This window comes from Klebsiella michiganensis (assembly GCF_015139575.1).
Classification (GTDB): domain Bacteria; phylum Pseudomonadota; class Gammaproteobacteria; order Enterobacterales; family Enterobacteriaceae; genus Klebsiella; species Klebsiella michiganensis.
This window is the reverse complement of record NZ_AP022547.1, coordinates 4,500,506-4,524,257: the sequence shown is the minus strand read 5'-3', so window position 1 is coordinate 4,524,257 and position 23,752 is coordinate 4,500,506. Positions and strand designations below refer to the sequence as shown.

General features: G+C 57.9%; 22 protein-coding genes. 12 read left to right on the top strand and 10 right to left on the bottom strand.

The window, feature by feature from the left end:
- Positions 1-112: 112 nt before the first annotated feature.
- A complete protein-coding gene (locus JLG71_RS21260) occupies positions 113-1,333 on the bottom strand; it encodes an MFS transporter (RefSeq protein ID WP_200913803.1) in 1,221 nt (406 codons plus the stop codon).
- Between the two features lie 163 nt (positions 1,334-1,496).
- Here JLG71_RS21260 and ushA point away from each other — a divergent pair, with 163 nt between their 5' ends.
- Positions 1,497-3,149, top strand: a complete 1,653-nt coding sequence (gene ushA / locus JLG71_RS21255) for a bifunctional UDP-sugar hydrolase/5'-nucleotidase UshA (protein ID WP_014228215.1) — start codon at positions 1,497-1,499, stop codon at positions 3,147-3,149.
- A gap of 128 nt (positions 3,150-3,277) precedes the next feature.
- Here the strand turns inward: ushA and ybaK are convergent, their stop codons facing one another.
- A complete protein-coding gene (ybaK, locus tag JLG71_RS21250) occupies positions 3,278-3,757 on the bottom strand; it encodes a Cys-tRNA(Pro)/Cys-tRNA(Cys) deacylase YbaK (RefSeq protein ID WP_116280238.1) in 480 nt (159 codons plus the stop codon).
- 201 nt (positions 3,758-3,958) lie between these two features.
- Complete coding sequence (locus JLG71_RS21245; protein WP_014228217.1) at positions 3,959-4,753, bottom strand: TraB/GumN family protein; 795 nt, start codon at positions 4,751-4,753, stop codon at positions 3,959-3,961.
- A 322-nt stretch (positions 4,754-5,075) separates the two neighbouring features.
- Here JLG71_RS21245 and JLG71_RS21240 point away from each other — a divergent pair, with 322 nt between their 5' ends.
- Genes JLG71_RS21240 through JLG71_RS21220 form a run of 5 tightly spaced genes read left to right on the top strand, consistent with a single transcriptional unit; the run spans position 5,076 to position 10,413 of the window.
- Positions 5,076-5,483: an ExbD/TolR family protein gene (locus JLG71_RS21240; protein ID WP_004848379.1), complete on the top strand. Its 408-nt coding sequence runs from the start codon at positions 5,076-5,078 to the stop codon at positions 5,481-5,483.
- A gap of 1 nt (position 5,484) precedes the next feature.
- Entirely contained in the window at positions 5,485-6,228 is a 744-nt protein-coding gene (locus JLG71_RS21235; protein WP_049084552.1) for an energy transducer TonB family protein, read from the top strand.
- Between the two features lie 34 nt (positions 6,229-6,262).
- Entirely contained in the window at positions 6,263-8,503 is a 2,241-nt protein-coding gene (locus JLG71_RS21230) for a TonB-dependent receptor family protein (protein ID WP_014228220.1), read from the top strand.
- A gap of 19 nt (positions 8,504-8,522) precedes the next feature.
- Positions 8,523-9,170, top strand: coding sequence for a MotA/TolQ/ExbB proton channel family protein (locus JLG71_RS21225; RefSeq protein WP_004137930.1), 648 nt, complete (start codon positions 8,523-8,525; stop codon positions 9,168-9,170).
- Positions 9,163-10,413 (top strand): phospholipase D-like domain-containing protein, encoded by a 1,251-nt coding sequence (locus tag JLG71_RS21220; protein WP_025107135.1) that lies wholly within the window; start codon positions 9,163-9,165, stop codon positions 10,411-10,413. The genes JLG71_RS21225 and JLG71_RS21220 overlap by 8 nt, the downstream gene beginning before the upstream one ends.
- A gap of 74 nt (positions 10,414-10,487) precedes the next feature.
- Here JLG71_RS21220 and copA read toward each other — a convergent pair whose 3' ends face one another.
- Complete coding sequence (copA, locus tag JLG71_RS21215) at positions 10,488-12,989, bottom strand: copper-exporting P-type ATPase CopA (protein WP_108703605.1); 2,502 nt, start codon at positions 12,987-12,989, stop codon at positions 10,488-10,490.
- Between the two features lie 106 nt (positions 12,990-13,095).
- On the opposite strand from copA, the gene cueR reads away from it, so the two are divergent.
- Complete coding sequence (cueR, locus tag JLG71_RS21210) at positions 13,096-13,506, top strand: Cu(I)-responsive transcriptional regulator (RefSeq protein ID WP_004099697.1); 411 nt, start codon at positions 13,096-13,098, stop codon at positions 13,504-13,506.
- On the opposite strand, the gene JLG71_RS21205 is transcribed toward cueR, so the two are convergent.
- Positions 13,503-13,967: an NfeD family protein gene (locus tag JLG71_RS21205; RefSeq protein WP_064358005.1), complete on the bottom strand. Its 465-nt coding sequence runs from the start codon at positions 13,965-13,967 to the stop codon at positions 13,503-13,505. The genes cueR and JLG71_RS21205 overlap by 4 nt on opposite strands.
- Positions 13,964-14,881 (bottom strand): SPFH domain-containing protein, encoded by a 918-nt coding sequence (locus JLG71_RS21200; protein ID WP_004129981.1) that lies wholly within the window; start codon positions 14,879-14,881, stop codon positions 13,964-13,966. The genes JLG71_RS21205 and JLG71_RS21200 overlap by 4 nt, the downstream gene beginning before the upstream one ends.
- Before the next feature lie 136 nt (positions 14,882-15,017).
- On the opposite strand from JLG71_RS21200, the gene fetA reads away from it, so the two are divergent.
- A complete protein-coding gene (gene fetA / locus JLG71_RS21195) occupies positions 15,018-15,698 on the top strand; it encodes an iron efflux ABC transporter ATP-binding subunit FetA (RefSeq protein WP_004848402.1) in 681 nt (226 codons plus the stop codon).
- Positions 15,685-16,467: an iron efflux ABC transporter permease subunit FetB gene (gene fetB, locus JLG71_RS21190; RefSeq protein WP_004129987.1), complete on the top strand. Its 783-nt coding sequence runs from the start codon at positions 15,685-15,687 to the stop codon at positions 16,465-16,467. Before fetA ends, fetB begins: the two co-directional genes overlap by 14 nt.
- Positions 16,468-16,575: 108 nt before the next feature.
- Here fetB and JLG71_RS21185 read toward each other — a convergent pair whose 3' ends face one another.
- The 3 genes from JLG71_RS21185 to tesA form a co-directional block, all read right to left on the bottom strand.
- Complete coding sequence (locus JLG71_RS21185; RefSeq protein ID WP_102803079.1) at positions 16,576-17,430, bottom strand: co-chaperone YbbN; 855 nt, start codon at positions 17,428-17,430, stop codon at positions 16,576-16,578.
- A 61-nt stretch (positions 17,431-17,491) separates the two neighbouring features.
- Complete coding sequence (locus JLG71_RS21180; RefSeq protein WP_200913802.1) at positions 17,492-18,301, bottom strand: SDR family oxidoreductase; 810 nt, start codon at positions 18,299-18,301, stop codon at positions 17,492-17,494.
- The gene (gene tesA / locus JLG71_RS21175; RefSeq protein WP_049079717.1) at positions 18,291-18,914 is read right to left on the bottom strand and encodes a multifunctional acyl-CoA thioesterase I/protease I/lysophospholipase L1; all 624 of its coding nucleotides are present in this window, start codon (positions 18,912-18,914) and stop codon (positions 18,291-18,293) included. The genes JLG71_RS21180 and tesA overlap by 11 nt, the downstream gene beginning before the upstream one ends.
- Here tesA and ybbA point away from each other — a divergent pair.
- Positions 18,885-19,571, top strand: a complete 687-nt coding sequence (gene ybbA, locus JLG71_RS21170; protein WP_004099723.1) for a putative ABC transporter ATP-binding protein YbbA — start codon at positions 18,885-18,887, stop codon at positions 19,569-19,571. The genes tesA and ybbA overlap by 30 nt on opposite strands.
- A complete protein-coding gene (ybbP, locus tag JLG71_RS21165; protein ID WP_200913801.1) occupies positions 19,568-21,985 on the top strand; it encodes a putative ABC transporter permease subunit YbbP in 2,418 nt (805 codons plus the stop codon). Before ybbA ends, ybbP begins: the two co-directional genes overlap by 4 nt.
- Positions 21,986-22,054: 69 nt before the next feature.
- Here ybbP and JLG71_RS21160 read toward each other — a convergent pair whose 3' ends face one another.
- Positions 22,055-22,363 (bottom strand): monooxygenase, encoded by a 309-nt coding sequence (locus tag JLG71_RS21160; protein ID WP_048261487.1) that lies wholly within the window; start codon positions 22,361-22,363, stop codon positions 22,055-22,057.
- Positions 22,364-22,572: 209 nt separating this feature from the next.
- Between JLG71_RS21160 and JLG71_RS21155 the strand changes: the two genes are divergently transcribed.
- Complete coding sequence (locus JLG71_RS21155) at positions 22,573-23,718, top strand: porin (protein ID WP_004130005.1); 1,146 nt, start codon at positions 22,573-22,575, stop codon at positions 23,716-23,718.
- The last annotated feature ends 34 nt before the right edge of the window (positions 23,719-23,752 follow it).

Genomic DNA, 23,752 nt, shown 5'->3' with positions numbered 1-23,752 from the left:
GGAATTGGCATGCAAAAAAGCACGGACCGCAAAATGGCAGCAGCTTATGCGGGGTAATGCTGGTGGAGTAAGGGATTGCGGCAGCCAAAGTTACACTTTGGCTGCCGAAGAATCAGGACTTTTGGTGGTTGTTAGGCAGAAATATCGTCAAGATGCCAATCAGTGGCAAGAAAGCGCAGATTTTATAGACCAGCTCGATACTGGTATGGTCAGCTAATAGCCCCAGCACCGCGGCGCCAAGGCCACCCATGCCAAAAGCAAATCCGAAGAACAAACCAGAAACCATGCCGATCCGCCCCGGCAACAGCTCCTGAGCGTAGACCAGAATGGCGGAAAAAGCCGACGCGAGGATAAAACCAATTATCACCGTTAAAATGCCGGTCCATTCCAGCGATGCGTAGGGTAAAACAAGAGTAAACGGCGCTACGCCAAGGATAGACCCCCAAATAACATATTTGCGCCCAATCTTATCGCCTACAGGCCCGCCAATCACCGTTCCCGCTGCGACGGCAAAAAGGAAAGCAAACAGATGAAACTGCGCGTTTTGCACCGATAATCCAAACTTTTGCATCAGATAAAAGGTGTAATAGCTGCTGATGCTCGCCATATAGAAGTATTTTGAGAAAATCAGCAGCAAAAGAATGCTAACCGCCAGAATGACTTTGTTTTTCGGCAATGGATTGACAATGACCGCTTTGAGTTTACCTTTGTTCATACGGTGCTGAGCGGCATACCAGCGGCTGATCTGCGCCAGCACGACGATCGCCAGCAGCGCCGCCAGGACAAACCAGCCAACGTTACCTTTGCCGTAGGGCGCGATAATCAGGGCCGCAAGCAGCGGGCCTAACGAACTGCCAAAGTTGCCGCCGACCTGGAATATCGACTGCGCCAGGCCATGGCGACCGCCGGAGGCCATTCGCGCCACGCGTGAAGACTCCGGGTGAAAGACCGAAGAGCCGGTACCGACCAGCGCGGCAGCCAGCAGAACCATCCCGAAGCTCCCGGAAATCGCCAGCAGCACCAGACCGCTTAAGGTAAAGCACATGCCTATCGGTAGCGACCACGGCATCGGGTGTTTGTCGGTCAGATAGCCGACGACCGGCTGCAGCAGCGATGAGGCCAGCTGGAAGGTGAGGGTAATCATCCCTATCTGCACAAAGGTCAGCGAAAACTCGGCCTGCAGCAGCGGGTAGATAGCCAGAATAAGCGATTGGATCATATCGTTTAGCAAATGCGAGAGGCTGATAGCGCCGAGAATGCGAAACGAGGTGCGTGCTTTTTGCGGCGCAGCAGCAGGGCCGGATAAGGGTTGTGCGGTCTGATTCATTGCCATAGGTTCGCTTAAATATTTTTTATAGAGGATGCAGGTGGAATTATTATCTGCCTAACATACCTGCCCCTAAGGTTTGAAGGAAGTCGCAATTCTGAAAACATATTTGTCTAATCGGCTAACTCGCTATACTTTCGGCACTTGTCATTTCGTCAGGGAGAGAAATATGCACTTTATGAAGCAAGGCGTTGCGCTGGCGCTATTCACGGCGTTATCGCTGGGGAGCCTGTCTGCGCAGGCTTATGAGCAGGATAAAACCTATAAAATTACCATCCTGCATACTAACGATCATCATGGCCACTTCTGGCGCAGCGACTACGGCGAATACGGGCTGTCGGCACAAAAAACGCTGGTGGACGGCATTCGCAAAGAGGTGGCGGCAGAGGGCGGCAGCGTGCTGCTGTTATCCGGCGGCGATATCAACACCGGCGTGCCGGAATCCGACTTACAGGACGCGGAACCCGATTTTCGCGGGATGAACCTGATTGGCTATGATGCGATGGCGGTAGGCAATCACGAGTTTGATAATCCCCTTAGCGTACTGCGTCAGCAGGAAAAATGGGCGAAGTTCCCGTTCCTCTCCGCCAATATTTACCAGAAAAGCACCGGCGAGCGTCTGTTTAAGCCGTGGGCGCTGTTCAAACGCGGCGGGCTGAATATTGCGGTTATCGGCCTGACGACCGACGATACGGCCAAAATTGGTAACCCTGAGTTCTTTACGGATATCGAGTTCCGCAAACCGGCGGAAGAGGCCAAACTCGTTATCCAGGAGCTGCAGCAGAATGAAAAACCGGACGTCATTCTGGCCACCACCCACATGGGCCATTATGACAACGGCGCCCACGGCTCGAATGCGCCGGGCGACGTCGAGATGGCGCGCAGCCTGCCGGCAGGTTCGCTGGCGATGATCGTCGGCGGTCACTCGCAGGACCCGGTATGCATGGCCTCTGAGAATAAAAAACAGGTGGATTACGTTCCGGGCAGCCCGTGCGCGCCGGACAAGCAGAACGGTATCTGGATCGTCCAGGCCCATGAGTGGGGCAAATATGTGGGCCGCGCCGACTTCGAATTCCGCAACGGCGAAATGAAGCTGGTGCACTATCAGCTGATCCCGGTCAACCTGAAGAAAAAGGTCACTTACGACAACGGCGAGAGCGAGCGCGTGCTCTATACGCCGCAAATCGCCGAAAATCCGCAGATGCTCTCCCTGCTGACGCCGTTCCAGAATAAGGGCAAAGCGCAGCTGCAGGTCAAAATCGGTAGCGTAAACGCGCACCTGGAGGGCGATCGCAGCAAAGTGCGTTTTGTGCAAACCAATATGGGACGTCTGCTGCTGGCGGCGCAGATGGCGCGCAGCAATGCCGATTTCGCGGTGATGAGCGGCGGCGGCGTGCGTGATTCGATTGAAGCGGGCGATATCACCTATAAAGACGTGATGAAGGTACAGCCTTTCGGCAACGTGCTGGTGTATGTCGATATGAGCGGTAAGGAAGTGACGGAGTATCTGACCGCCGTGGCGCAGATGAAGCCCGATTCTGGCGCCTATCCGCAGTTTGCCAACGTCGGTTTTGTGGCCAAAGACGGTAAGCTTAATAATTTGACTATCAAAGGCGAACCGGTCGATCCGGCGAAGACCTACCGTATGGCGACCCTGAGCTTTAACGCCACCGGCGGCGATGGCTACCCGCATATTGATACCAGGCCCGGCTATGTGAATACCGGCTTCATCGACGCGGAGGTGCTGAAAGAGTATATCCAGAAAAACTCACCGCTGGACGCGGCAGCTTATGAACCGAAAGGCGAGGTAAGCTGGCAGTAACGTCAGAGCAGCGCCCCGGTGGCGCTGCGCTTACCGGGGCGACAGGTCTGAGCGGTTTTGGATTTTGTAGCCCGGACAAGGCGCGTCAGCGCCGCCTCCGGGAGTGTTCCCTGACGAAAAACCGTCAATTAATCGCGACGCGCGATATCGGCGAATTTTGCCTCAAGGATCTTCGCCAGATCGCTGGCCGCCAGCTCAATATCCAGCCCGCGTTTGCCGCCGGAAATATAGATGGTGGCAAACGACTGGGCCGGCGCGTCAATCACCGTCGGCAGGCGTTTTTTCTGCCCAAGCGGGCTGATACCCCCCACCAGATAGCCGGTAACCCGCTGCGCGACCATCGGGTCTGCCATATCCACTTTTTTTGCGCCTAAGGCCTTCGCCACTTTTTTCAGATCCAACTGACCCGCAACCGGGGTCACTGCAACGGCCAGATGCTTCATGTCGCCGTTAACGGCAACCAGCAGCGTTTTGTAGACCTGGTCGGCGTTCAATCCCAGCTTACGCACCACTTCGTCACCAAAATTGGTTTCGTTCGGATCGTGCTCGTAGCTGTGGATTTGAAAACTAATTTTGTTTTTTTCGAGTAATTTTACGGCGGGAGTCATCGTTATCCTTCTTACCAACCGATTAAATGTGACATAAGCATACGCCCGACGGCTGTCTAAAAAATAGTATCATCTTGCGCAATAGTATTGGCAGTGATGGTCACTTTGAGCGACAATCAGACGATCCGGGGCGCGAACCCCGGAATAATAATAATGATGAAATTCCTCTTTGACGGGCCAATAGCAATATTGGCCATTTTTTTACGTCAGCATGTCCGGCAGATTTCCTTCCCCGTACAAATGAAGCGCCCCTACGGCAACCACGTAGCGCCCCGGCGGCAGCGCCAGCAGCGTTTCGCGCCAGGCGAGATTGCGCTGATGCATCAGCACATCATACAGCGACTGGCTAAACGTTGTCGGCAGCGAGGTTGCGCCCGTTGACGGCGGCTGCTCCAGCCACCAGCCGATCATCACCTGCAGCAGACGCGCATTCGTGCGCCAGTGGGTGAGGGTATCCTCCAGCAGCGCCAGGCCGCCGTCGGGCAGATCCCGCAGCAGCGCTATCTGGCTGTCGGCTCCCTCCAGCTCCATCACGCGGATATTGCTCTCGCGCGCCGCCATCAGCAGTTGATAATCAATGCCGTAATCCGCCCTTAGGCCCAGTTTTTGCGCCTGAGTCGCCTGCAATACCATCGCCACCTGCCACAGCGGCTGGCTGTCGAACAGCGCGATGGACAGCCCCATTTCTCCCGCCCGCTCTTGCAGTTCAGCAAGCAGGGAGGCGCTCAGGCGTTCCGCCAGCGGCGGACAGGAGGGGAGGTTGCTGAACGGCGTTTCGCTGCCGCTAATATCCGCTTCCACAATCAGCGCATCGGCCTGGCGGATCTTTTTTAATAACCTGGCGGGCGGCGGCGACATGTCGCGGGTGCCCATATGAATACTGCCGACCAGGTGCAGATAGCGCTCGCCGGGAAGCGTGATATCCAGCGCGGGCCAGGAATAAGACGAGCCGACGGCGGCTTGCCACAGCATTTTTATTCGGTTTAACAGGCCCATACGTGCTCCGTAGTGTGAGGAAGCCATGCTAGCGCGCGGGGGGCTGGGGCGCAAGGGGACTCAACGTGCGCGACGGAAGAGGCGTTTTGCAATGTCACGAAAATAACAAAAAAATTTGATGTTCTCTTTTTCGTCATTTCTGTAATGGCGTTTTGAAATTAATTATCACTTAAAAAACAATGGAATGGCTATTTATAACGTGAATGACTATGGTGTTTTTTTCTCAAATATTCCTCTGTTGTGATAATAAAATAAAAAATCTGTAACAAAAAATAAACAAAACGCTTCTATATTGGCCCCTTCAATTTTTGGGGGGAGTGACATGCGTAACTGGAGTGAGCCTAAAAAGAATAAAGCCCATATCGAGCTGATCCCGATGATCGATGTGATGATGTTTCTACTGGTTTTCTTTGTCCTGATTAGCCTGAATGTGATCCCGGCTCTGGGCTTGAAAACGCAGCTGCCGTCGGCCGGCAGCGCCCAACAGCTTAAACCGCAAAAAAAAGCCATTATCACCCTCGGCGCCGGCGACCAGCTGCAGCTTGATGGCCAGCCGCTGCCCCTGAATGCGCTGGTCAATACCCTGAAGCAACAGCAGCAGGAAAACCAAACCACCACCATTATCGTGAACAGCGATAAAGAGGTTGCGGTGGAACGCCTGATCGCCGTGATGGATACCCTGCGTCAGGGTGGTTTCTTCTCCATTTCCATTGCCACACGGAAGCAGTGATATGTATCTGCTTTATCGCTCACGTCACGTTGTTAGCTGGCTACCCGCCCTTGTCGTCGCCGGATGTTTACTGTTTGTCAGCCAGCAGGCAGTGCTGCAGGTCAAACCGCATTACGACGATACGGTCATGGAACTGTCGCTGGCTGAACCCGAACCGCCGCAGCCGGAGCCTGTCCCGGAACCGCAGCCGGAAATACCGCCGCAAATTCAACCTGAGCCGGAACCGGAGGCGGTCGCTGAACCCGTCGTTCCTGCGCCAGAACCCATTATCCAGGCCAAACCGGTTGTTAAACCGAAAGCCAAACCCAGGCCCAAACCGGTTGTGAAGGAAAAAGCGCCGAAACCGCAGGCGATCGCGGCTCCGCAGCCCGCCGCCGTTCGTAGTCCGGTGAGTAAACCAGCCGCGCCGCCTTCTCCCCCGGCGCCGAAGGCGAACGCGCAGGCGGTGGAAAACGGCTATCTGCAGGCGCTGCGCCGGGAGCTGGAGCAGCGCAAGCGCTACCCGAGCGGCCGTCAGGCTTCGCTGGAGCGCCCGCAGGGCAACGTGGAGGTCTGGCTGGAGGTTGACCGCAGCGGCAGAGTGCTGGCTTCCGGTATTGCCAGCAGGGCGCCGAACATGCTGCTCAATCGCGCTGCGCTTAGTTCCCTGCAAAGCATCAGCCAGCTGAAGCCCTTTCCTGAAGAGGCTTTTGCCGGACAAAGCAGCAAAAAATTTACCGCGACGTTTAATTACCAGGCGCCATAAGCCTAATTAATCATTTGTTTTTACAGGAAAAGAAATGAAAAACTTTAATTATTCTGGGATTGCGTTAGCCGTGGTGTCGGCCCTGTTATCGGGGTCCTCGCTGGCGGCGGAAAGCAGCGACGTGGGGGAGATTAACGTTAAGGGGCAATCGCTCGGCGGCGGTCTGATGGTGCAGGAAGACAGCGGCAAAGCGCGTTCCACCCTGACCAAAGAGGCGATGGAAAAAGCCCCCGGCGCCAGCAACGCTATCGACATGCTGAAATATACGCCGGGAATGAACGTCAACAGCAATGACGCCAGCGGCCTGAGCGGTATCGACTACACCATGCGCGGGATGAACTCGGATCAGATCGGCCTGTCGATGGACGGCATCCCGATTAACGACTCGGGCAACTATGCGGTCTACCCCAACCTGCTGGGCGACGCGGAAAACCTTGAGCAGATCTTTGTCACCCAGGGCTCTTCCGAGGCTGACGGCCCGCATATTGGTTCCAGCGGCGGTAATATTGGCCTTGTGACAAAGCGTCCCTCAAAGGAGTTTGGCGGCTTCGTTAAACAAACGCTCGGCAGCCATAACCTCAGCAAAACTTTCGCTCGTCTGGAGACCGGGGAGTACAACGGTTTTAGCAACTGGCTCTCGTACTCGCATACTGAAGCCAAAAAATGGCGCGGGGAGGGGCGTAATTATTCCGATAAGTTCGAAATGAACTCGCTGTACGAGGATGGCAACGGCAACAGCAGCAACCTGATCATGAAGTATAACCGTCAGGATAACAGCAACTATAACACCCTGAGTAAAGCGCAGTTCGAAGAAGACCCGCGTCAGGACTACTCGACCACCCCGGTCTACAACAGCAAAGGTCAACTGAGCAAATATTACAAGCTGAACCGTAATCCGTTTGAAACCTTCACCCTCTCTTTTGCCCAGCGCTTACAGCTGCGCGATAACCTCGCGTTGACCGTTCAGCCCTATTACTACTGGGGTAACGGCGGCAGCTTTACCGGACAAACGGCCTCGGTGCTGTCCAATACGTCTGATACCGCCGGACAGTACGATCTCAGCAACCTGACTTCCAATACCTACTACCGGCCTTCGTGGACCCAGACCTGGCGGCCGGGCGTTACCACGAAATTGAAGTGGGATATCAACGACGAGCACAGCCTGGATATTGGCTACTGGTACGAGCGCGCGCGTCAGTCGCAGACCCAGCCGTTTATTAGCATTCAGGACGATGGCAACCCGGCGAACGTTTCCGGCAAACCGGGCGGTTCCGATCAGGTTAAAGATGCGAACGGCAATACGGTACAGGGGCGTAACCAGTACACGGTGACTCCTGCGCACAAAGTATGGCTTCAGGACAGCTGGTTCGTGACGCCGGACTGGACGCTGGTGGGCGGGCTGGCTTATCAGTATGTTGAACGTAAAGGCGATAATAAAGGCAGCCTGTATAGCGCTGCGGAAAAACGCCAGGCGACCTACCATGAATTCCTGCCGAACTTTAGCATCAGCTATAAGCCGGATAGCGAAAATCAGCTGTTCTATAACCTGACGCGCAACATGCGTACGCCACCCAACTACGTACTCTACAACGTCGGCGATTCGATCAGCACCAAACCTGAGCTGAGCTGGAACCACGAGCTGGGCTGGCGTTTTCAGCGCGAAGATATGCTGCTGAGCGCGACGCTCTTCTATATGCGCTATACCGACCGGCAGATTTCGACCACCAATGCGGATGGTGACTACGAAATGATGAACATCGGCAGCGTGGAGAGTAAAGGTCTGGAGCTGGAGTGGAGCGGTAAGCTGCCGTACAACTTCAACTACTACACCTCTTATACCTACACCCATTCCGAACAAAAAGACGACATTGTGAGCAACGGCGGACATCCGCTGCCAACTGCGGGCAAAACGGTGCCAAACGTACCGAAAAACATGCTTAACGCGTCGCTGGGCTATGACGATGGTCTCTACTACGGCAGCTTCGGCGGCAAATACGTCAGTTCGTTCTACGGCGATTTGACCAACGACGAAAAAATCGGCGGGCGCACGGTCTTTGATGTCGCCGCGGGCGTGCATCTGCCGGTGGATAAAAAGATTGTCAAAAGCGCCACCCTGCGCTTTGGCATCGATAACCTGTTCGATAAACAGTACCTGACCTCCGTCCGCTCGACGACTTTTAACGCGGCGGCTTACGACGGCGTGAAGGCCAGTACCCCGTACTACAACGTTGGCGAAGAGCGCACCTTTAGCGTCTCGCTGGAAGCAACCTTTTAATTAACCGGAGGGCACTCTGATGGATGCCAATCTGATTCACGATATTATTTTCTACGTTATGTACGCCGCGCTGGCGATCGCCGTGGTGATACTGGTTGAACGCGGCCTCTATTTTTCGTGGGCCCAGCGTCAGGCTTTGCGCTTTGAAAAGGCGCTGACGCCGGACGTTCGTCGCGCGTCGGATCTGCCGGAATCGCTGACCGGCCGCAGTAGCCTCCCGCTGACCCTCATTCTGCCGGTGCTGGAGAAAAAGCAGACGGCGGAAGACCGTGAGGCGATGAGCGATCTGATCGACGCTCAGTATCTGCTCAGCAAACCGCAGATGTCGCGTGGGCTGTGGATGCTTGAAACCGTTGTCACCGCCGCGCCGCTGCTGGGCCTGCTGGGGACGATCCTCGGTATTATGGATACCTTTAAGGCCCTTTCCGCCTCAGGCGTCTCCGATGCCAGCATGGTTTCTGCGGGTATGGGGACCGCCCTGTATGCCACCGGCCTGGGCATTGCTATTGCGCTGCTGTGCCTGGTGGGCAATAACTATTTGCAAAGCCGCATGGAGCGAATCAACGAACTGCTGAAGGTGCTGCTGATCCGCGCCGGCAGCCCGGTCAGCCGTCCGGAGCAGGGCGGCAAACGCTGGGAAGGCCACGAGGCGCAGCGCTATGCCTGAACATGGTCAATGCGGGTGGCCGGCAGGCCGCCTGATGAGCGCGCTGGCGGGGAGCTGGATGCTGTTAAGCCAGCCGGTATGGGCGGCGTTCTCTATACCCGGCTACGAGCTGGTGTATAACGCGCCGCAGGAAACCACCTTACAGGATAACGATTTACGTCATGCCGCCGAAGTCTGGCAGCAGATGTTCGATGCGGCGCGCAGCCATATCGATCTGGCGCAGTTTTATGTGGCGAATGAAAAAGGCTCTCTGCTGGATGGGGTTCTGGCACGTCTGCGGGCCGCCGGGGAGCGTGGAGTAAAAATTCGTTTTCTGATGGAGGAGAAGGGCGTGGGCCTTTCAACGCCGGAAACGCTGACGGCCCTGAAAGCGATCCCCAACCTGGAGCTGCGGGTGATTCCGTTCCATCGGCTGACCGGCGGTATTGTTCACGCCAAGTATCTGCTGGTGGATGGCAAAGAGGCTTTTGTCGGTAGCCAGAATTTTGACTGGCGCGCGCTGGAACAGATCCAGGAGACCGGTCTGCGCATCAGCGATCCGCAAACGGTGCAGCAGATTCAGGCTATTTTCGATCAGGACTGGCAGGCGCAAGCTCTGCTGGCGGAGAGTAAGCCGGTACCGAAGCCGGCGAGGCAGGCGGTAGCGTCGGCCCCGCAGGGCAATTATCTGGTTGCCAGCCCGCGCGATTATAACCCGGGCGGGGTGATTGATTCGCAGGTGGCGCTGCCGCGGCTGCTGGCGAGCGCCAAATCGCGGATCCGGGTGCAGGTGATGGACTATGCGCCGCTGGCGTGGGGAGAAAAGGGGAGCCGGCCCTTTTATGCGCCCATTGATAACGCCCTGCGCAGCGCGGCGGCCCGCGGCGTACAGGTGGAGCTGATGGTGGCGAACTGGAACCTGAAAAAGCCGGAGGTATTCTGGCTGAAGAGTCTCTCTCTGGTGCCAAACGTTCAGCTAAAAGTGGTGACCATACCTCCCGCCAGCCGAGGGTTTATCCCCTTTGCCAGGGTGGTACACAGTAAGCTGATGACCATCGACGGTACGACGGCGTGGGTCGGAACCAGCAACTGGAGCGGAGGCTATTTCGATAACTCACGCAACCTTGAGCTGGTGCTGAATAATGCGTCGATGGCCGCGCGCGTGGACGCGCTTTACAGCCAGCTGTGGAATAGCCGCTATGCGGCGCCGATCAAGGTTGATTTTGATTATCCGGTTCCGCATCCTGGCCGCGAGTTCGAATAGATAAATCGGCTGAGGCTTCCCCTCTCCCGAAGGGGGCGAGGGGAAGCCTGTTTTCGCCCTCGCCAGAGGCTGCCTTATGCTTTGGGCTTATAGCGCAGCAGGCGGTTGGCGTTGCTCACAACGGTAATCGAAGAGAGCGCCATGGCCGCGCCCGCCACCACCGGGTTGAGCAGCGTGCCGGTCAGCGGCCACAGGATCCCGGCAGCAATCGGAATGCCCAGCGAGTTATAAACAAATGCCCCCAGCAGGTTCTGCTTCATATTACGCAGCGTGGCTTTGGCGATGTCCAGCGCATCGGCAACGCCGTTCAGGCTATGGCGCATCAGGGTAATCGCCGCCGTCTCAATGGCGACATCGCTGCCGCCGCCCATGGCGATCCCCACATCGGCCTGCGCCAGCGCGGGCGCATCGTTGATACCGTCGCCGATCATCGCCACCTGATGCCCTTCGCTTTGCAGGCGCTTAATCGCATCGGCTTTTCCGTCCGGCAGCACCCCGGCAATCACCTCATCAATGCCCGCCTCTTTGGCGATAGCTTTGGCGGTGGTGGGGTTATCTCCGGTCAGCATCACCAGACGATAGCCCTGGCGGTGCAGCCTGGCTAATGCCGCCACGCTATCTTCGCGCAGCGGATCGCGGATGGCGAACAGCGCCGCCGCCTGACCATCTACCGCCAGCAGCACCGGCGTGGCACCCTGTGACGCCTGGGCGGTCATGTCGTCTTCTATTTCAGCCGTTGCAATCTTGTGCTCATTAAGCAGCGCCTGGTTGCCGAGCAGCAGACGGCGGCCTTCGGCTTCGCCGCTGACCCCCAGCCCGCGCAGCGTGCGGAAGTTTTCTACCGCAGGCAGGCGTTGGTCCGCGGCTTTGTCGAGAATGGCTCGCGCCAGCGGGTGGCTGGAACCTTGCTCCAGAGACGCCGCCAGACGTAGAGCGGTGGACTCATCCATGGCGGTAAAGGTTTTTATCGCCACCACCTGCGGTTTACCCTCGGTCAGGGTACCGGTTTTATCAAAGACCAGCGTATCGAGAGTGCTGGCGCGCTGCAGCGCATCGGCGTCGCGCACCAGTACGCCGTACTCCGCCGCGCGGCCCACGCCGGAGATAATCGACATCGGCGTTGCCAGCCCCAGGGCGCACGGACAGGCGATAATCAGCACCGTAGTGGCGATCACCAGGGTATAGACAATTTGCGGCGCCGGGCCAAAAAAGTACCAGATCGCGGCGCTGAACAGGGCTATCGCCACAACCGCCGGGACGAACACGGCGGAGATTTTGTCCGCCAGCTGGCCGATTTCAGGTTTACTGCTCTGCGCCTGGCGCACCATGCGGATAATGCGCGCCAGGGTGGTTTGACTGCCGACGGCGCTGGCGGTAAACAGTACGCTGCCGTCCTGCACTACGGTCCCGGCATGAACGGCGTCACCGTCGCCTTTTTGCTGCGGCACCGGCTCGCCGGTGAGCATCGCTTCATCGAACCAGGCTTCGCCCTGGCTAATGACGCCGTCGACCGGTACGCGATCGCCGGTGGTCAGACGCAGGATCATTCCCGCCTGAACCTCAGCCAGCGGCAGATCTTTTTCGCCTTCGTCGGTGACCACCCTCGCTGACGGCGGGGTTAAATCGAGCAGTTTTTCCAGCGCTTTCGAAGAGCGCTGGCGCGCGCGGGCTTCCAGCATATGGCCCAGGTTAATCAGACCGATAATCATCGCGCTGGCTTCATAATAAAGGTGGCGGGCTTCCATCGGAAACCACTGCGGCCACAGGTTGACGCTCATTGAATAGAGCCAGGCGACGCCGGTACCCAGCGCCACCAGCGTATCCATGGTCGCGGTGCCGTTTTTCAGGCTTTTCCACGCGCTGCGGTAGAAATGGCCGCCGGCAAAGACCATCACCGCCAGGGTGACAACACCGATAGCCAGCCACAGGGCGCGGTTATCATCGCTGACCATCATATTGTCGCCGATCATTCCCCAGCCCATGACCGGGATACCTACCAGCAGGGCGACGATAGCCTGCCAGCGGAAGCGCTTCATTGTGGCGACGGCGGTTTCCTGCTGGCGCTCGCGGCGTTCGAGGTCGTCTTCGATAGCTTCCGCGCCGTAGCCCGCTTTCTCTACGGCCTGGACTAATTCTGCGGCGGACGCGCTGCCCATCACCAGCGCAGTGCGTTCCGCCAGGTTGACCCGCGCCTGCGAGACGCCCGGCACCGCGGCGAGCGCGTGTTGTACCCGGGATACGCAGCTGGCGCAGCTCATGCCGTTGATTAACAGCTGCTGGCTGTCATCTTCGTCACGGGCTGCCGGAAGCTCAGAGGTGGCCGCTGTCAGCGCTTCCGGCGGGATTGATGATTCTGCCAGCGGTTTAGCCTTTGGGTGGCTGAGCTCCGCGCCGTATCCGGCCTGTTTAATGGTCTCAATCAGCGCTTCCGCGCTGGCGCTGCCCGTGACGTGGGCTTCGGTAACGGTGACTTCCGCCTGCTCAACGTCGGGACGCTGCTCCAGACTCTCTTTCACCCGTTTAACGCAGTGGCCGCAGGAGAGGCCATCAAGCGCGAGGTCGATAGTGGTAGACATACATAACTCCTGAATAAATTTCCGGTTAATGATTGACCGAACACACTCTTTCATCGAGTATTAACAAGGTTAAACCTTCCAGCAAGGGGAAGGTCAAGGGGGAAAGATGAATATTAGCGATGTGGCGAAAAAGACCGGCTTAACCAGCAAAGCGATCCGTTTTTACGAGGAGAAGGGGCTGGTGACGCCGCCGCTGCGTAGCGAAAACGGCTACCGCAGCTACAGCCAGCAGCATCTGGATGAACTGACCCTGCTGCGCCAGGCGCGCCAGGTGGGGTTTAATCTGGAAGAGTGTCGCGAGCTGATATTCCTGTTCAACGATCCCTCGCGGCACAGCGCCGACGTGAAACGCCGGACGCTGGAGAAAGTCGCGGAAATTGAGCGGCATATCAGCGAGCTGCAGGGCATGCGTACGCAGCTGCTGGCGCTGGCGGACTCCTGCCCCGGCGATGACAGCGCGGACTGCCCGATCATCGATAATCTCTCAGGCTGCTGTCACCGCAAGGTGCAGGCCTAGCGGCCGTTAGGGAGCTCCCTGATCCGCAGCGTAATCCCCTCGACGGAGACCACTTCAACCTTGCTGCCCGCCGCGAGGTCGTCATCGGCAATAACAGGCCATGAACTGTCGCCCACGCGGACGTGTCCGCGGCCGTTAACCAGCGCCGTTTCCAGCGTAAAGCGGCGGCCAAGCAGCTGCTGCCCGCGCTGATTAAGCTGAGCGTCCGCCGGCTTCTGGCGCTTAACGCGGTTACGTAGCCAGCGCGACCACAGCCAGGCCGCCAGCAGAGTCAGGACGGCAAACAGCGTACCCTGCCACTCCCAGCTCAACGGCAGCATCCAGACCAGCAGCCCGGTTACGACGCCGGCAATGCCGCTCCACAGCAGATAACCGTTGCCGCCGAGCATTTCCGCCGCCAGCAGCAGCCCGCCGAGGCTGAGCCAGAAAATATGCGGGTGGGCGAGAATCAGCGCGATCATGATTTTTTCTGCGCGCCAGCGCCTTCTTTAAGCAGCTCGCCGATCCCGGCGATGGAGCCCATCAGGCTGCTGGCATCGAGCGGCATCAGCACCACTTTGCTGTTGTTGGCCGCGCCAATTTGCTGCAGCGCATCGGTATATTTCTGCGCGACAAAGTAGTTGATGGCCTGAATGTCGCCGGAAGCGATAGCGGATGAGACCATCTGCGTAGCGCGCGCTTCCGCTTCCGCGGAACGTTCGCGCGCCTCTGCCTGTAAAAACGCCGACTGACGCTCGCCTTCGGCTTTGAGGATCTGCGACTGCTTCTCGCCCTCGGCTTTTAAAATTTCCGCCTGACGTATCCCTTCGGCCTCAAGAATATAGGCGCGCTTGGTGCGCTCGGCTTTCATCTGGGCGTTCATTGAGGCGATAAGCTCCGCCGGCGGGCGTACGTCGCGGATCTCAACGCGGGTGATTTTGATGCCCCACGGGTTGGTCGCTTCATCGACAATATGCAGCAGGCGGGTGTTGATGCTGTCGCGCTGGGAGAGCATTTCGTCCAGCTCCATGGAGCCCAGCACGGTACGAATGTTGGTCATGGTCAGGTTGATAATCGCCAGCTCGAGGTTGCTGACTTCATAGGCGGCTTTCGGCGCGTCGATAACCTGAATAAAGCACACCGCATCAATGGTGACGTTGGCGTTATCGCGCGAAATCACCTCCTGCGAAGGGATATCGAGCACCTGCTCCATCATATTAATTTTGCGCCCGATACGATCCATAAAGGGCACCACCAGGCTCATCCCCGGCTGCAGCGTTTGCGTATAGCGGCCAAAGCGCTCTACCGTCCACTGGTAGCCCTGAGGAACGATTTTTACCGCCGCTCCGACGATAACCAGCGCGACGAAAATAAGAATGGGGATAAAAATCAGCATCAAAAACCTCCTGTCTTGTTGCCTGTTGATGCGCCGGGAGAGTGGCGCGCGTTTAACCAGAGTATATCTTTCCGCGCATCCGGGTGAAAGAAAAGTGGAGTAAACTAGAGGCGTTGTCGAAAAACTGGGAATAATAATGACCGAAAGTAACGCTATTTTGCGCCTGGACAATGTGGGTTTTCAGGCCGATGGAGTGACCATCCTTAATGAGATGAGTTTTCAGCTCAGGGCAGGGGAATTTAAGCTGATTACCGGCCCTTCCGGCTGCGGAAAAAGCACGTTATTAAAAATAATCGCTTCGCTGCTGAGCCCCACCGCGGGAAGCATTTTCTTCGCCGGTAAAAACATTAATGACTTAACGCCGGAAACCTATCGTCAGCAGGTTTCCTACTGCGCGCAAACCCCGGCGCTGTTCGGCGATTCAGTGTATGACAACCTGGTCTTCCCGTGGCAGATCCGTCATCAACAGCCGGATCCCAACGCGCTGGTCGCCGATCTGCTGCGCTTCGGGCTGGCGGAGAATACGCTGGAAAAGTCAATCAATGAACTTTCGGGCGGGGAAAAGCAGCGAGTTTCGTTGATTCGCAATCTGCAGTTTTTACCGCAGGTGCTGCTGCTCGATGAAATTACCAGCGCGCTGGACGAGAGCAATAAAAAAAACGTGAATGAGATTATCCATCGCTACACGACCGAAAAAAATATCGCCGTTCTGTGGGTCACTCACGATAGCAATGAAATTGCCCATGCGGATGAAGTGATTACCCTAAAGCCTGCCGGCGGAAAAGCGCAGGAGGAGAAAAAAAATGAACGGGCATAATATTACTAACGAATCGCTGGCGCTCTCCATGGTTCTGGTGCTGGTGGCGATCGTGGTCAGCTACCGGGAAAAGCTGGCGCTGGAAAAAGATATTATCTGGAGTATCTGCCGGGCGATTGTGCAACTGATTATCGTCGGCTATGTGCTGAAATATATCTTTAACGTTAATCACGCCGTGCTGACGCTGCTGATGGTGCTGTTTATCTGCTTTAACGCGGCGTGGAATGCGAAAAAGCGCAGCAAATATATCGATAAAGCCTTTGTTTCTTCGTTTATCGCGATAACCACCGGCGCCGGATTAACCCTGGCGGTGCTGGTTTTTTCCGGATCGATTGCGTTTGTGCCGATGCAGGTGATTCCGATTGCCGGGATGGTGGCCGGTAACGCGATGGTGGCGGTCGGGCTGTGCTACAACAACATGGGGCAGCGTTTCAGCAGCGAGCAGCAGCAGATCCAGGAGAAGCTGAGCCTGGGCGCGACGCCGAAGATGGCTTCCGCAAGGCTTATCCGCGATAGCATTCGCGCCGCGCTGATCCCGACGGTAGATTCGGCGAAAACGGTGGGGCTGGTGAGCCTGCCGGGGATGATGTCGGGGCTGATTTTCGCCGGGATTGATCCGGTAAAAGCGATTAAGTACCAGATTATGGTGACGTTTATGCTGCTGTCGACTGCCAGCCTGTCAACGATTATCGCCGGGTATCTGACCTACCTGAAGTTCTTTAATGCTCGCCATCAGCTGGTGGTGACGCAGCTGAAAAAACGCGCGTAAGTTTTTTCCCCGGAGGCGGCGCTGAACGCGCCTGTCCGGGCTACCGTCCCGCAGACGGCGGGGAATCTGTAGCCCGGCTAAGCGCAGCGCGAGCCGGGTTTTTTACGATTAATAAAGCAGAGAGTAGAGCTGGCGGCGGTACTTCGCGGCCAGCGCGTCGCCGGTGCCGAGGGCGGAGAGGATCTCCTGCAGCAGCTTGCGAACCTCGCCGTTTCCGGCGCCTAAATCTTTTTGCAGATGGCTGAACAGCAGCGCCAGCGCCTCTTCGTTACGCCCAACCTGATGCAGCTGTAATGCCAGCTGGGAGGCCAGCGCCGCGTCTTCCAGGTTCTGCTCTACCTGCTGCTGCAGTTGCTGAATTTCCGGCGTGTCGGCGGCTTTTTTCAGCAGCTCGATCTGCGCCACCAGTCCCTGATAGCGGGTATCCTGATCCTGCAGCGGCACGGTTTTCAGCACCGTTTCCGCTTCATCGGAACGGTGCAGGGCAATCAGCGTTTCCGCCAGCAGCAGGCCAATCTGGCTCTCCTGGTTCGACAGCTGCCAGGCGTCTTTCAGCAGCGGCAGCGCTTCGGCGTAGTTCTCTTCCTCCATCAGCGCCAGCGCCTGCTGCGCTTTGAGCTCCTCTTCGCGCGGCAGGAACTTATCCAGCAGCGCGCGCACCGCTTCTTCCGGCTGCGGGCCTTCGAAGCCGTCGACCGGCTGACCGTTCTGGAACAGGTAAACCGTAGGGATTGCGCGCAGGCCAAACTGCGAAGCCAGCATTTGTTCGGCATCGCAGTCAACTTTAGCGAGGGTAAACAGGCCGTTGTACTGGGCGGCGAGGCTCTCCAGTACCGGCGTCAGCTGCTCGCAATGTTGGCTGCGCGCGGACCAGAAATAGAACAGCACCGGCGTTGTCGCGGACTGCTGTAGCGTCTGGTGTAGGTTAGCTTCGGTAATATTGACAATATTCTGTGCGGACATGAGCAAGTCTCTTTAATCGATATTTGTATAGATATATGGGGGCGACGGCAGGCGCTTCAACTTAGCCCTGGATAATTTTGTCCATCGCGCGGGTCGGCAGCAGGCGTTTCAGCAGGGCGACCGCATGCGCCACCAGAGTGACCCGGTAGCGCAGCTTCGGTTTATCGCTGACAAAAGCATGGCGCACTTTTTCCACCACCGCTTCCGGCCCGAGAGTAAAGCGGGCGGCGATGCCGGGGTTTTCCACCGGCTTATCGGTCTGGGTCTGGTTGACGTTGTTGGTGAAGCGGGTGTGGATCGGGCCCGGCTCAATCAGGATGACCTTAATTCCGCTGTGGCGCAGCTCCATGCGCAGCGCGTCTGACCAGGCTTCCAGCGCGAATTTGCTGGCGGCATAGGCGCCGCGGCCGGGGCTGGAGATAATTCCCATCACCGATGAGGTCATCACAATACGCCCTTCGCCGTGCGGCTCCATCGCCGGAAGCAGCAGCATCGTTAGCTGATGGACGCCGAAAAAGTTGGCGGAAAACTGCTGCTCCATCTGCTGGCGGCTGATGGTCGGCAGCGGGCCGTAGACGCCGTAGCCCGCGTTGTTAAACAGGCCGTACAGGCGGTTGTCGGTCAGGGCAATCACCTCGGCGGCGGCGCGTTCAACGCTCTGCGGATCGTCAAGATCCAGCAACACACCGGTCAGCCCCAGCTCCTGCATCCGTGCGACATCTTCCGCTTTGCGGCAGGCGGCCAGCACGTTAAAGCCCTGGCGCTTTAAATCAAGGGCGCTTTCAAGACCAATTCCGCTGGAACATCCTGTAACTAAAACCGATTTTTGCATAACTTTACCTGTAAATGACTCGCTGTTATCAGGAGTCATGATTAACTAAGGGAGCCAAACGCGTCGCCATCCAGTCGGCGATAAACGGCTGGGCGTCGCGATTAGGGTGAATTCCATCGTCCTGCATCCACTGCGGTTTCAGATAAACCTCTTCCATAAAAAAGGGCAGCAGAGGAATATCAAACTCTTTGGCCAGTGCCGGATAAATTGCGCTAAAGGCTTCATTATAACGGCGGCCATAGTTGGCGGGCAGGCGAATTTGCATCAGCAGCGGCTGGGCGTTCGCCGCTTTGATATGCTCAATAATGGTACGCAGCGCCTGCTCCGTCTGCTGCGGCGGGAAACCGCGCAGCCCGTCGTTACCGCCCAGCTCTACCAGCACCCAGCGCGGCTGATGCTGCTTAAGCAGAGCCGGCAGCCTTGCCAGCCCCTGCTGCGAGGTATCGCCGCTGATGCTGGCGTTAACCACCGGCGTTTTGGTCTGCCACTTATCGTTAAGCAGCGCAGGCCAGGCGGTATTGCCCGCCATGCGATAACCGGCGCTCAGACTGTCGCCGAGAACCAACAGCGTGTCGGCCGCCATCGCGCGGCAGGTAAACAGGACCAGAAACAGGAAAGGCAAATGCCAGCGGAAAACATACTTGAAGTTCATCATCTTAAGAAATCCGTCGGTCAGGGTGAGCATCAGCTTTCCATCCTTACCGGAGTTGAGCTGGTTGTCAAACAGGGGCAGACCATCGCCCTGATTGGCGAGTCGGGGTCCGGTAAATCGACGCTGCTGGCGATCCTCGCCGGGCTGGACGACGGCAGCAGCGGGGAGGTTTCGCTGCTCGGACAGCCGCTGCACCAGATGGACGAAGAGGCGCGGGCGAAGCTGCGCGCTAAGCACGTCGGCTTTGTGTTTCAATCTTTTATGCTGATACCCACCCTCAATGCGCTGGAAAACGTTGAGCTTCCGGCCCTGCTGCGCGGCGAAAGCGATAGCCAGAGCCGCGGCAGCGCCCGGGCGCTGCTGGAGCAGCTGGGGCTGGGCAAACGCCTGCATCACCTGCCGGTACAGCTCTCCGGCGGCGAGCAGCAGCGGGTCGCGCTGGCGCGCGCGTTTAACGGCCGCCCGGAGCTGCTGTTCGCCGATGAACCCACCGGCAACCTCGACCGTCACACCGGGGATAAAATCGCCGACCTGCTGTTCTCGCTGAACCGCGAGCACGGCACCACGCTGATCCTCGTCACCCACGACCCGCTGCTGGCGGCGCGCTGCGACCGACGGCTGAGGCTGGTGGATGGCCAGCTGCGGGAGGAAGCATGATCGCCCGCTGGTTCTGGCGCGAATGGCGCTCGCCGTCGCTGCTGATCGTCTGGCTGGCGCTGAGCCTGGCGGTGGCCTGCGTGCTGGCGCTGGGCTCGATAAGCGACCGCATGGAGAAAGGACTCAGCCAGCAGAGCCGGGAATTTATGGCCGGCGACCGCACGCTGCGCAGCTCGCGCGAAGTCCCAGGCGCATGGATTGACGAAGCGCGTCGCCTTGGTTTAACCGTCGGCGAACAGCTGAGCTTCGCCACTATGACGTTTTCCGGCGATACGCCGCAGCTGGCGGACGTCAAAGCGGTTGACGACACCTATCCGCTATATGGTCAGTTGCAGACCCAGCCGCCGGGGCTGAAGCCGCACGCCGGCACCGTGCTGCTGGCGCCGCGATTAATGGCGCTGCTGAATCTGAAAACCGGCGACACCATCGACGTGGGCGACGCCACGCTGCGCATTGCCGGCGAGGTGATACAGGAGCCGGATGCCGGATTTAACCCCTTCCAGATGGCGCCGCGGCTGATGATGAATACCGCAGACGTGGCGAAAACCGGCGCGGTGCAGCCCGGGAGCCGCGTCTCCTGGCGCTATAAGTATGCCGGAACCCCGCAGCAGCTGGCGGACTACGAAAAGTGGCTGCTGCCGAAGCTGGGGCCTGAACATCGCTGGATCGGCCTGGAGCAGGACGACAGCGCGCTGGGTAAATCGCTGGAGCGCTCGCAGCAGTTTTTGCTGCTGTCGGCGCTGTTAACGCTGCTGCTGGCGGTCGCCGCGGTGGCGGTGGCGATGAGTCATTACTGCCGCAGTCGTTACGATCTGGTGGCGATCCTTAAAACCCTCGGCGCCGGGCGGGCGCAGCTGCGCAAGCTGATTGTCGGCCAGTGGCTGATGCTGCTGGCGCTGGCGGTGGTTGCCGGCGGGGCGATGGGCGTCGGGCTGGAGCATATTCTGCTGCTGATGCTTAAGCCGGTGCTCCCGGCGGCGCTGCCGGCGGCGAGCGGCTGGCCGTGGCTGTGGGCGATCGGCGCGATGGTGGTGATTTCCCTGCTGGTCGGGCTGCGTCCTTATAGACTGCTGCTGGCGACGCTGCCGCTGCGGGTGCTGCGCCAGGATGTCGTCGCCAACGTCTGGCCGCTGACGATCTATATTCCAGTGGTGTGCGCGGTGGTGGTAGCCCTGCTGGCGCTGCTGATGGGCGGCAGCCCCCTGCTATGGGCGGTGCTGGCGGGCGCCGTGGTGCTGGCGCTGCTGTGCGGCCTGGCGGGATGGGGCGTTCTGTGGCTACTGAAGCGTTTGACGTTAAAAGCGCTGCCGCTGCGCCTGGCGGTGAACCGTCTGCTGCGCCAGCCGTGGTCGACCCTGAGCCAGCTGGCGGCCTTTTCGCTGTCGTTTATGCTGCTGGCGCTGCTGCTGGTGCTGCGCGGCGATCTGCTTGACCGCTGGCAGCAGCAGCTGCCGCCGGAAAGTCCTAACTATTTCCTGATTAACATTGCGCCGGAGCAGGTGGTGCCGGTGAAAACCTTCCTCGCCGAACATCAGACCCGCGCCACCGAGTTCTACCCCATCGTGCGCGCCCGCCTGACGCAAATTAACGGTCAGGTGACGGAGGGCAATAAAGATGAAGCCCTGAACCGGGAGCTTAACCTCACCTGGAGCCGCGAGCGTCCGGATCATAATCCGCTGGTTGCCGGTAGCTGGCCGCCGAAGTCGGGCGAGGTGTCGATTGAAGAGGGGCTGGCGCAGCGTCTGGGCGTCAAGCTCGGCGATAGCGTGACCTTTACCGGGGATACTCAGGATTTTAGCGCGAAGGTGTCCAGCGTGCGTAAAGTCGACTGGGAGAGCCTGCGGCCGAACTACTTCTTTATCTTCCCGCAGGGGGCGCTCGACGGCCAGCCGCAAAGCTGGCTGACCAGCTTCCGCTGGGATAACGGCAACGGGATGCTGACGCAGCTCAACCGCGAATTCCCCACCGTCAGCCTGCTGGATATCGGCGCGATTTTGCAGCAGATTGGCCAGGTGCTGACCCAGGTAAGCCGCGCGCTTGAGGTAATGGTGATTCTGGTCACCGCCTGCGGCGTTTTGCTGCTGCTGGCGCAGGTACAGGTCGGGATGCGTCAGCGTTATCAGGAGCTGGTGCTCTGGCGCACGCTGGGGGCCGGGAAGTCTCTGCTGCGCACCACGCTGTGGGCGGAGTTCGCGCTGCTGGGCGTGGTGTCCGGCGTCGTGGCGGCGATTGGCGCTGAGGTGGCGCTGGCGCTGCTGCAAAGCAAAATCTTTGACTTCCCGTGGTCTCCGGACTGGCGGCTGTGGGTGATGCTGCCGCTGTGCGGGGCGATACTGCTGTCGCTGTGCGGCGGCTGGCTGGGGCTGCGTCTGCTGAAAGGTAAGGCGCTGTTCCGCCAGTTTAGTCAGGGATAGGGTTAGCTATGTAGCCCGGGTAAGGCGTCAGCCGCAACCCGGGGGGTTACCCGGTACGGATGCGCGTTGCTATTGCAGATGACCGTGGTTTAGCGCGGTGAGCGGCTCATTAACATCGAAAATTTTGCAGATAACCTCGTTTACGCCGAGAGATTTCAGACGCGCGGTGTGCTTGTTGAGATAAGCGAGCGCGGTTTCTTCATTCGCAAAAAGATAGATCCCGCCCGCCTCCTGATTTTTTTCGCTTTCCGTCCAGACCTTCCAGATAAAACCCGGCTCCTGATTGATGGACTCGGCCAGCTCCACGAGCTGACGGGACATCTCGTTGCCGAAGGGACCGTTAAAGGCAAAGTGCAGCTGCAGTAGTTTTTTCGACATACTTCCTCCATGGATGATGTTTGCGCGGTAATAGACCATTTTAATGACATGGCGATGAAAAGATAACCACAGTTTTTTTAACGGCACAAAATGGTAAGTCACTGATTTTTAACCGCACGAAACATTAAAAACTCAACAACACGCCATACTCGATCGCAGTTAATATTCAACTGGCAAATATAAGGTTGCTTATTAATCAAGGAAAAAGTATGGCACATAAAATAAAAGCGCTGGCGATAACGATCGGCGCAGCCCTGGCGTTAACCTCTTTTGCATCCCAGGCGGAAATTACGCTTTTAAAACAAGATCCGCAGGCGGGCGATCCGTTAAGCCGGCTTAATTTCACCGTCGGCGGGAGCATCCGTCCCCAGTTCAACATGATGTCCGGCGACGGAGACAAAGGCTCTTATAAACGTAACGGCTTCGATGGCGGTACCCGTTTCCGCTTCGCCGCCGACTACTATCTGTTCGATGATATTAGCTGGATCAGCTACTACGAGCTGGGCGTCAATATTCCGGCGCTTTTCGACTGGGATAACCACTACGCCGAAGGCGCGAATAACACCAGCCGCCGTATGCTCTATACCGGCCTGAAAAGCGATACCTGGGGGACGTTAACCTACGGTCAGCAGAACAGCGTTTATTACGACGTGGTCGGGGTAAAAACCGATATCTGGGATTACGACATGATAGGCCAGGCGCCGGGTAACGGCATCAACGGCGACTACGATGGCTCCTACCGCTCACGCAATATGCTGAAATATAAGAAAACCGTTGGCGATGTCGATCTTTACGCCTCTTATCTGTTTGAGGACAGCGAATATCTGCCGGGCAACGGCCTGCGCTACAAGCGTAAAGGCGGCGGCTCCATCGGCGCCGATTACCACATCATGAAGGATTTGACCTGGGGCGCAGCGTGGAACTATACCCGCGCCGATATGCGTAACCCCTCCAGTTCAGACAGCAAATCATACGATCAGAATATCGTCGGTACCGCGCTAAGCTGGACGCCGGATAACTGGACCTTCTCCTTCGGCGGCGGCTGGTATCAGAACTTCCTGACCACCAAAAAAACCGATGTTCATAACTACTTCGCGGGCGATGCCTGGGGTATTGAGTACTTTGCCGGTTATAAATTCCCGATTGGTCAGTATGCGGTGAAATCCATTCAGCCGTACTTTATGGGCGACCGCCTGCAGTACGTGAACGGCCGCAACTATCAGCGGATTGATAACGGCGTCGGCGTGAGCTTCCAGCTGGATTATGGTTTCCGCGTTGACTATGAACACGTCTTCACGTCGAGCACCGACAACCTGGGCGATATGAACCTGGTGCGTCTGCGCTACGACTTCTAAGCGCTGACACTTCCCCGGTGACGCTGCGCTTAGC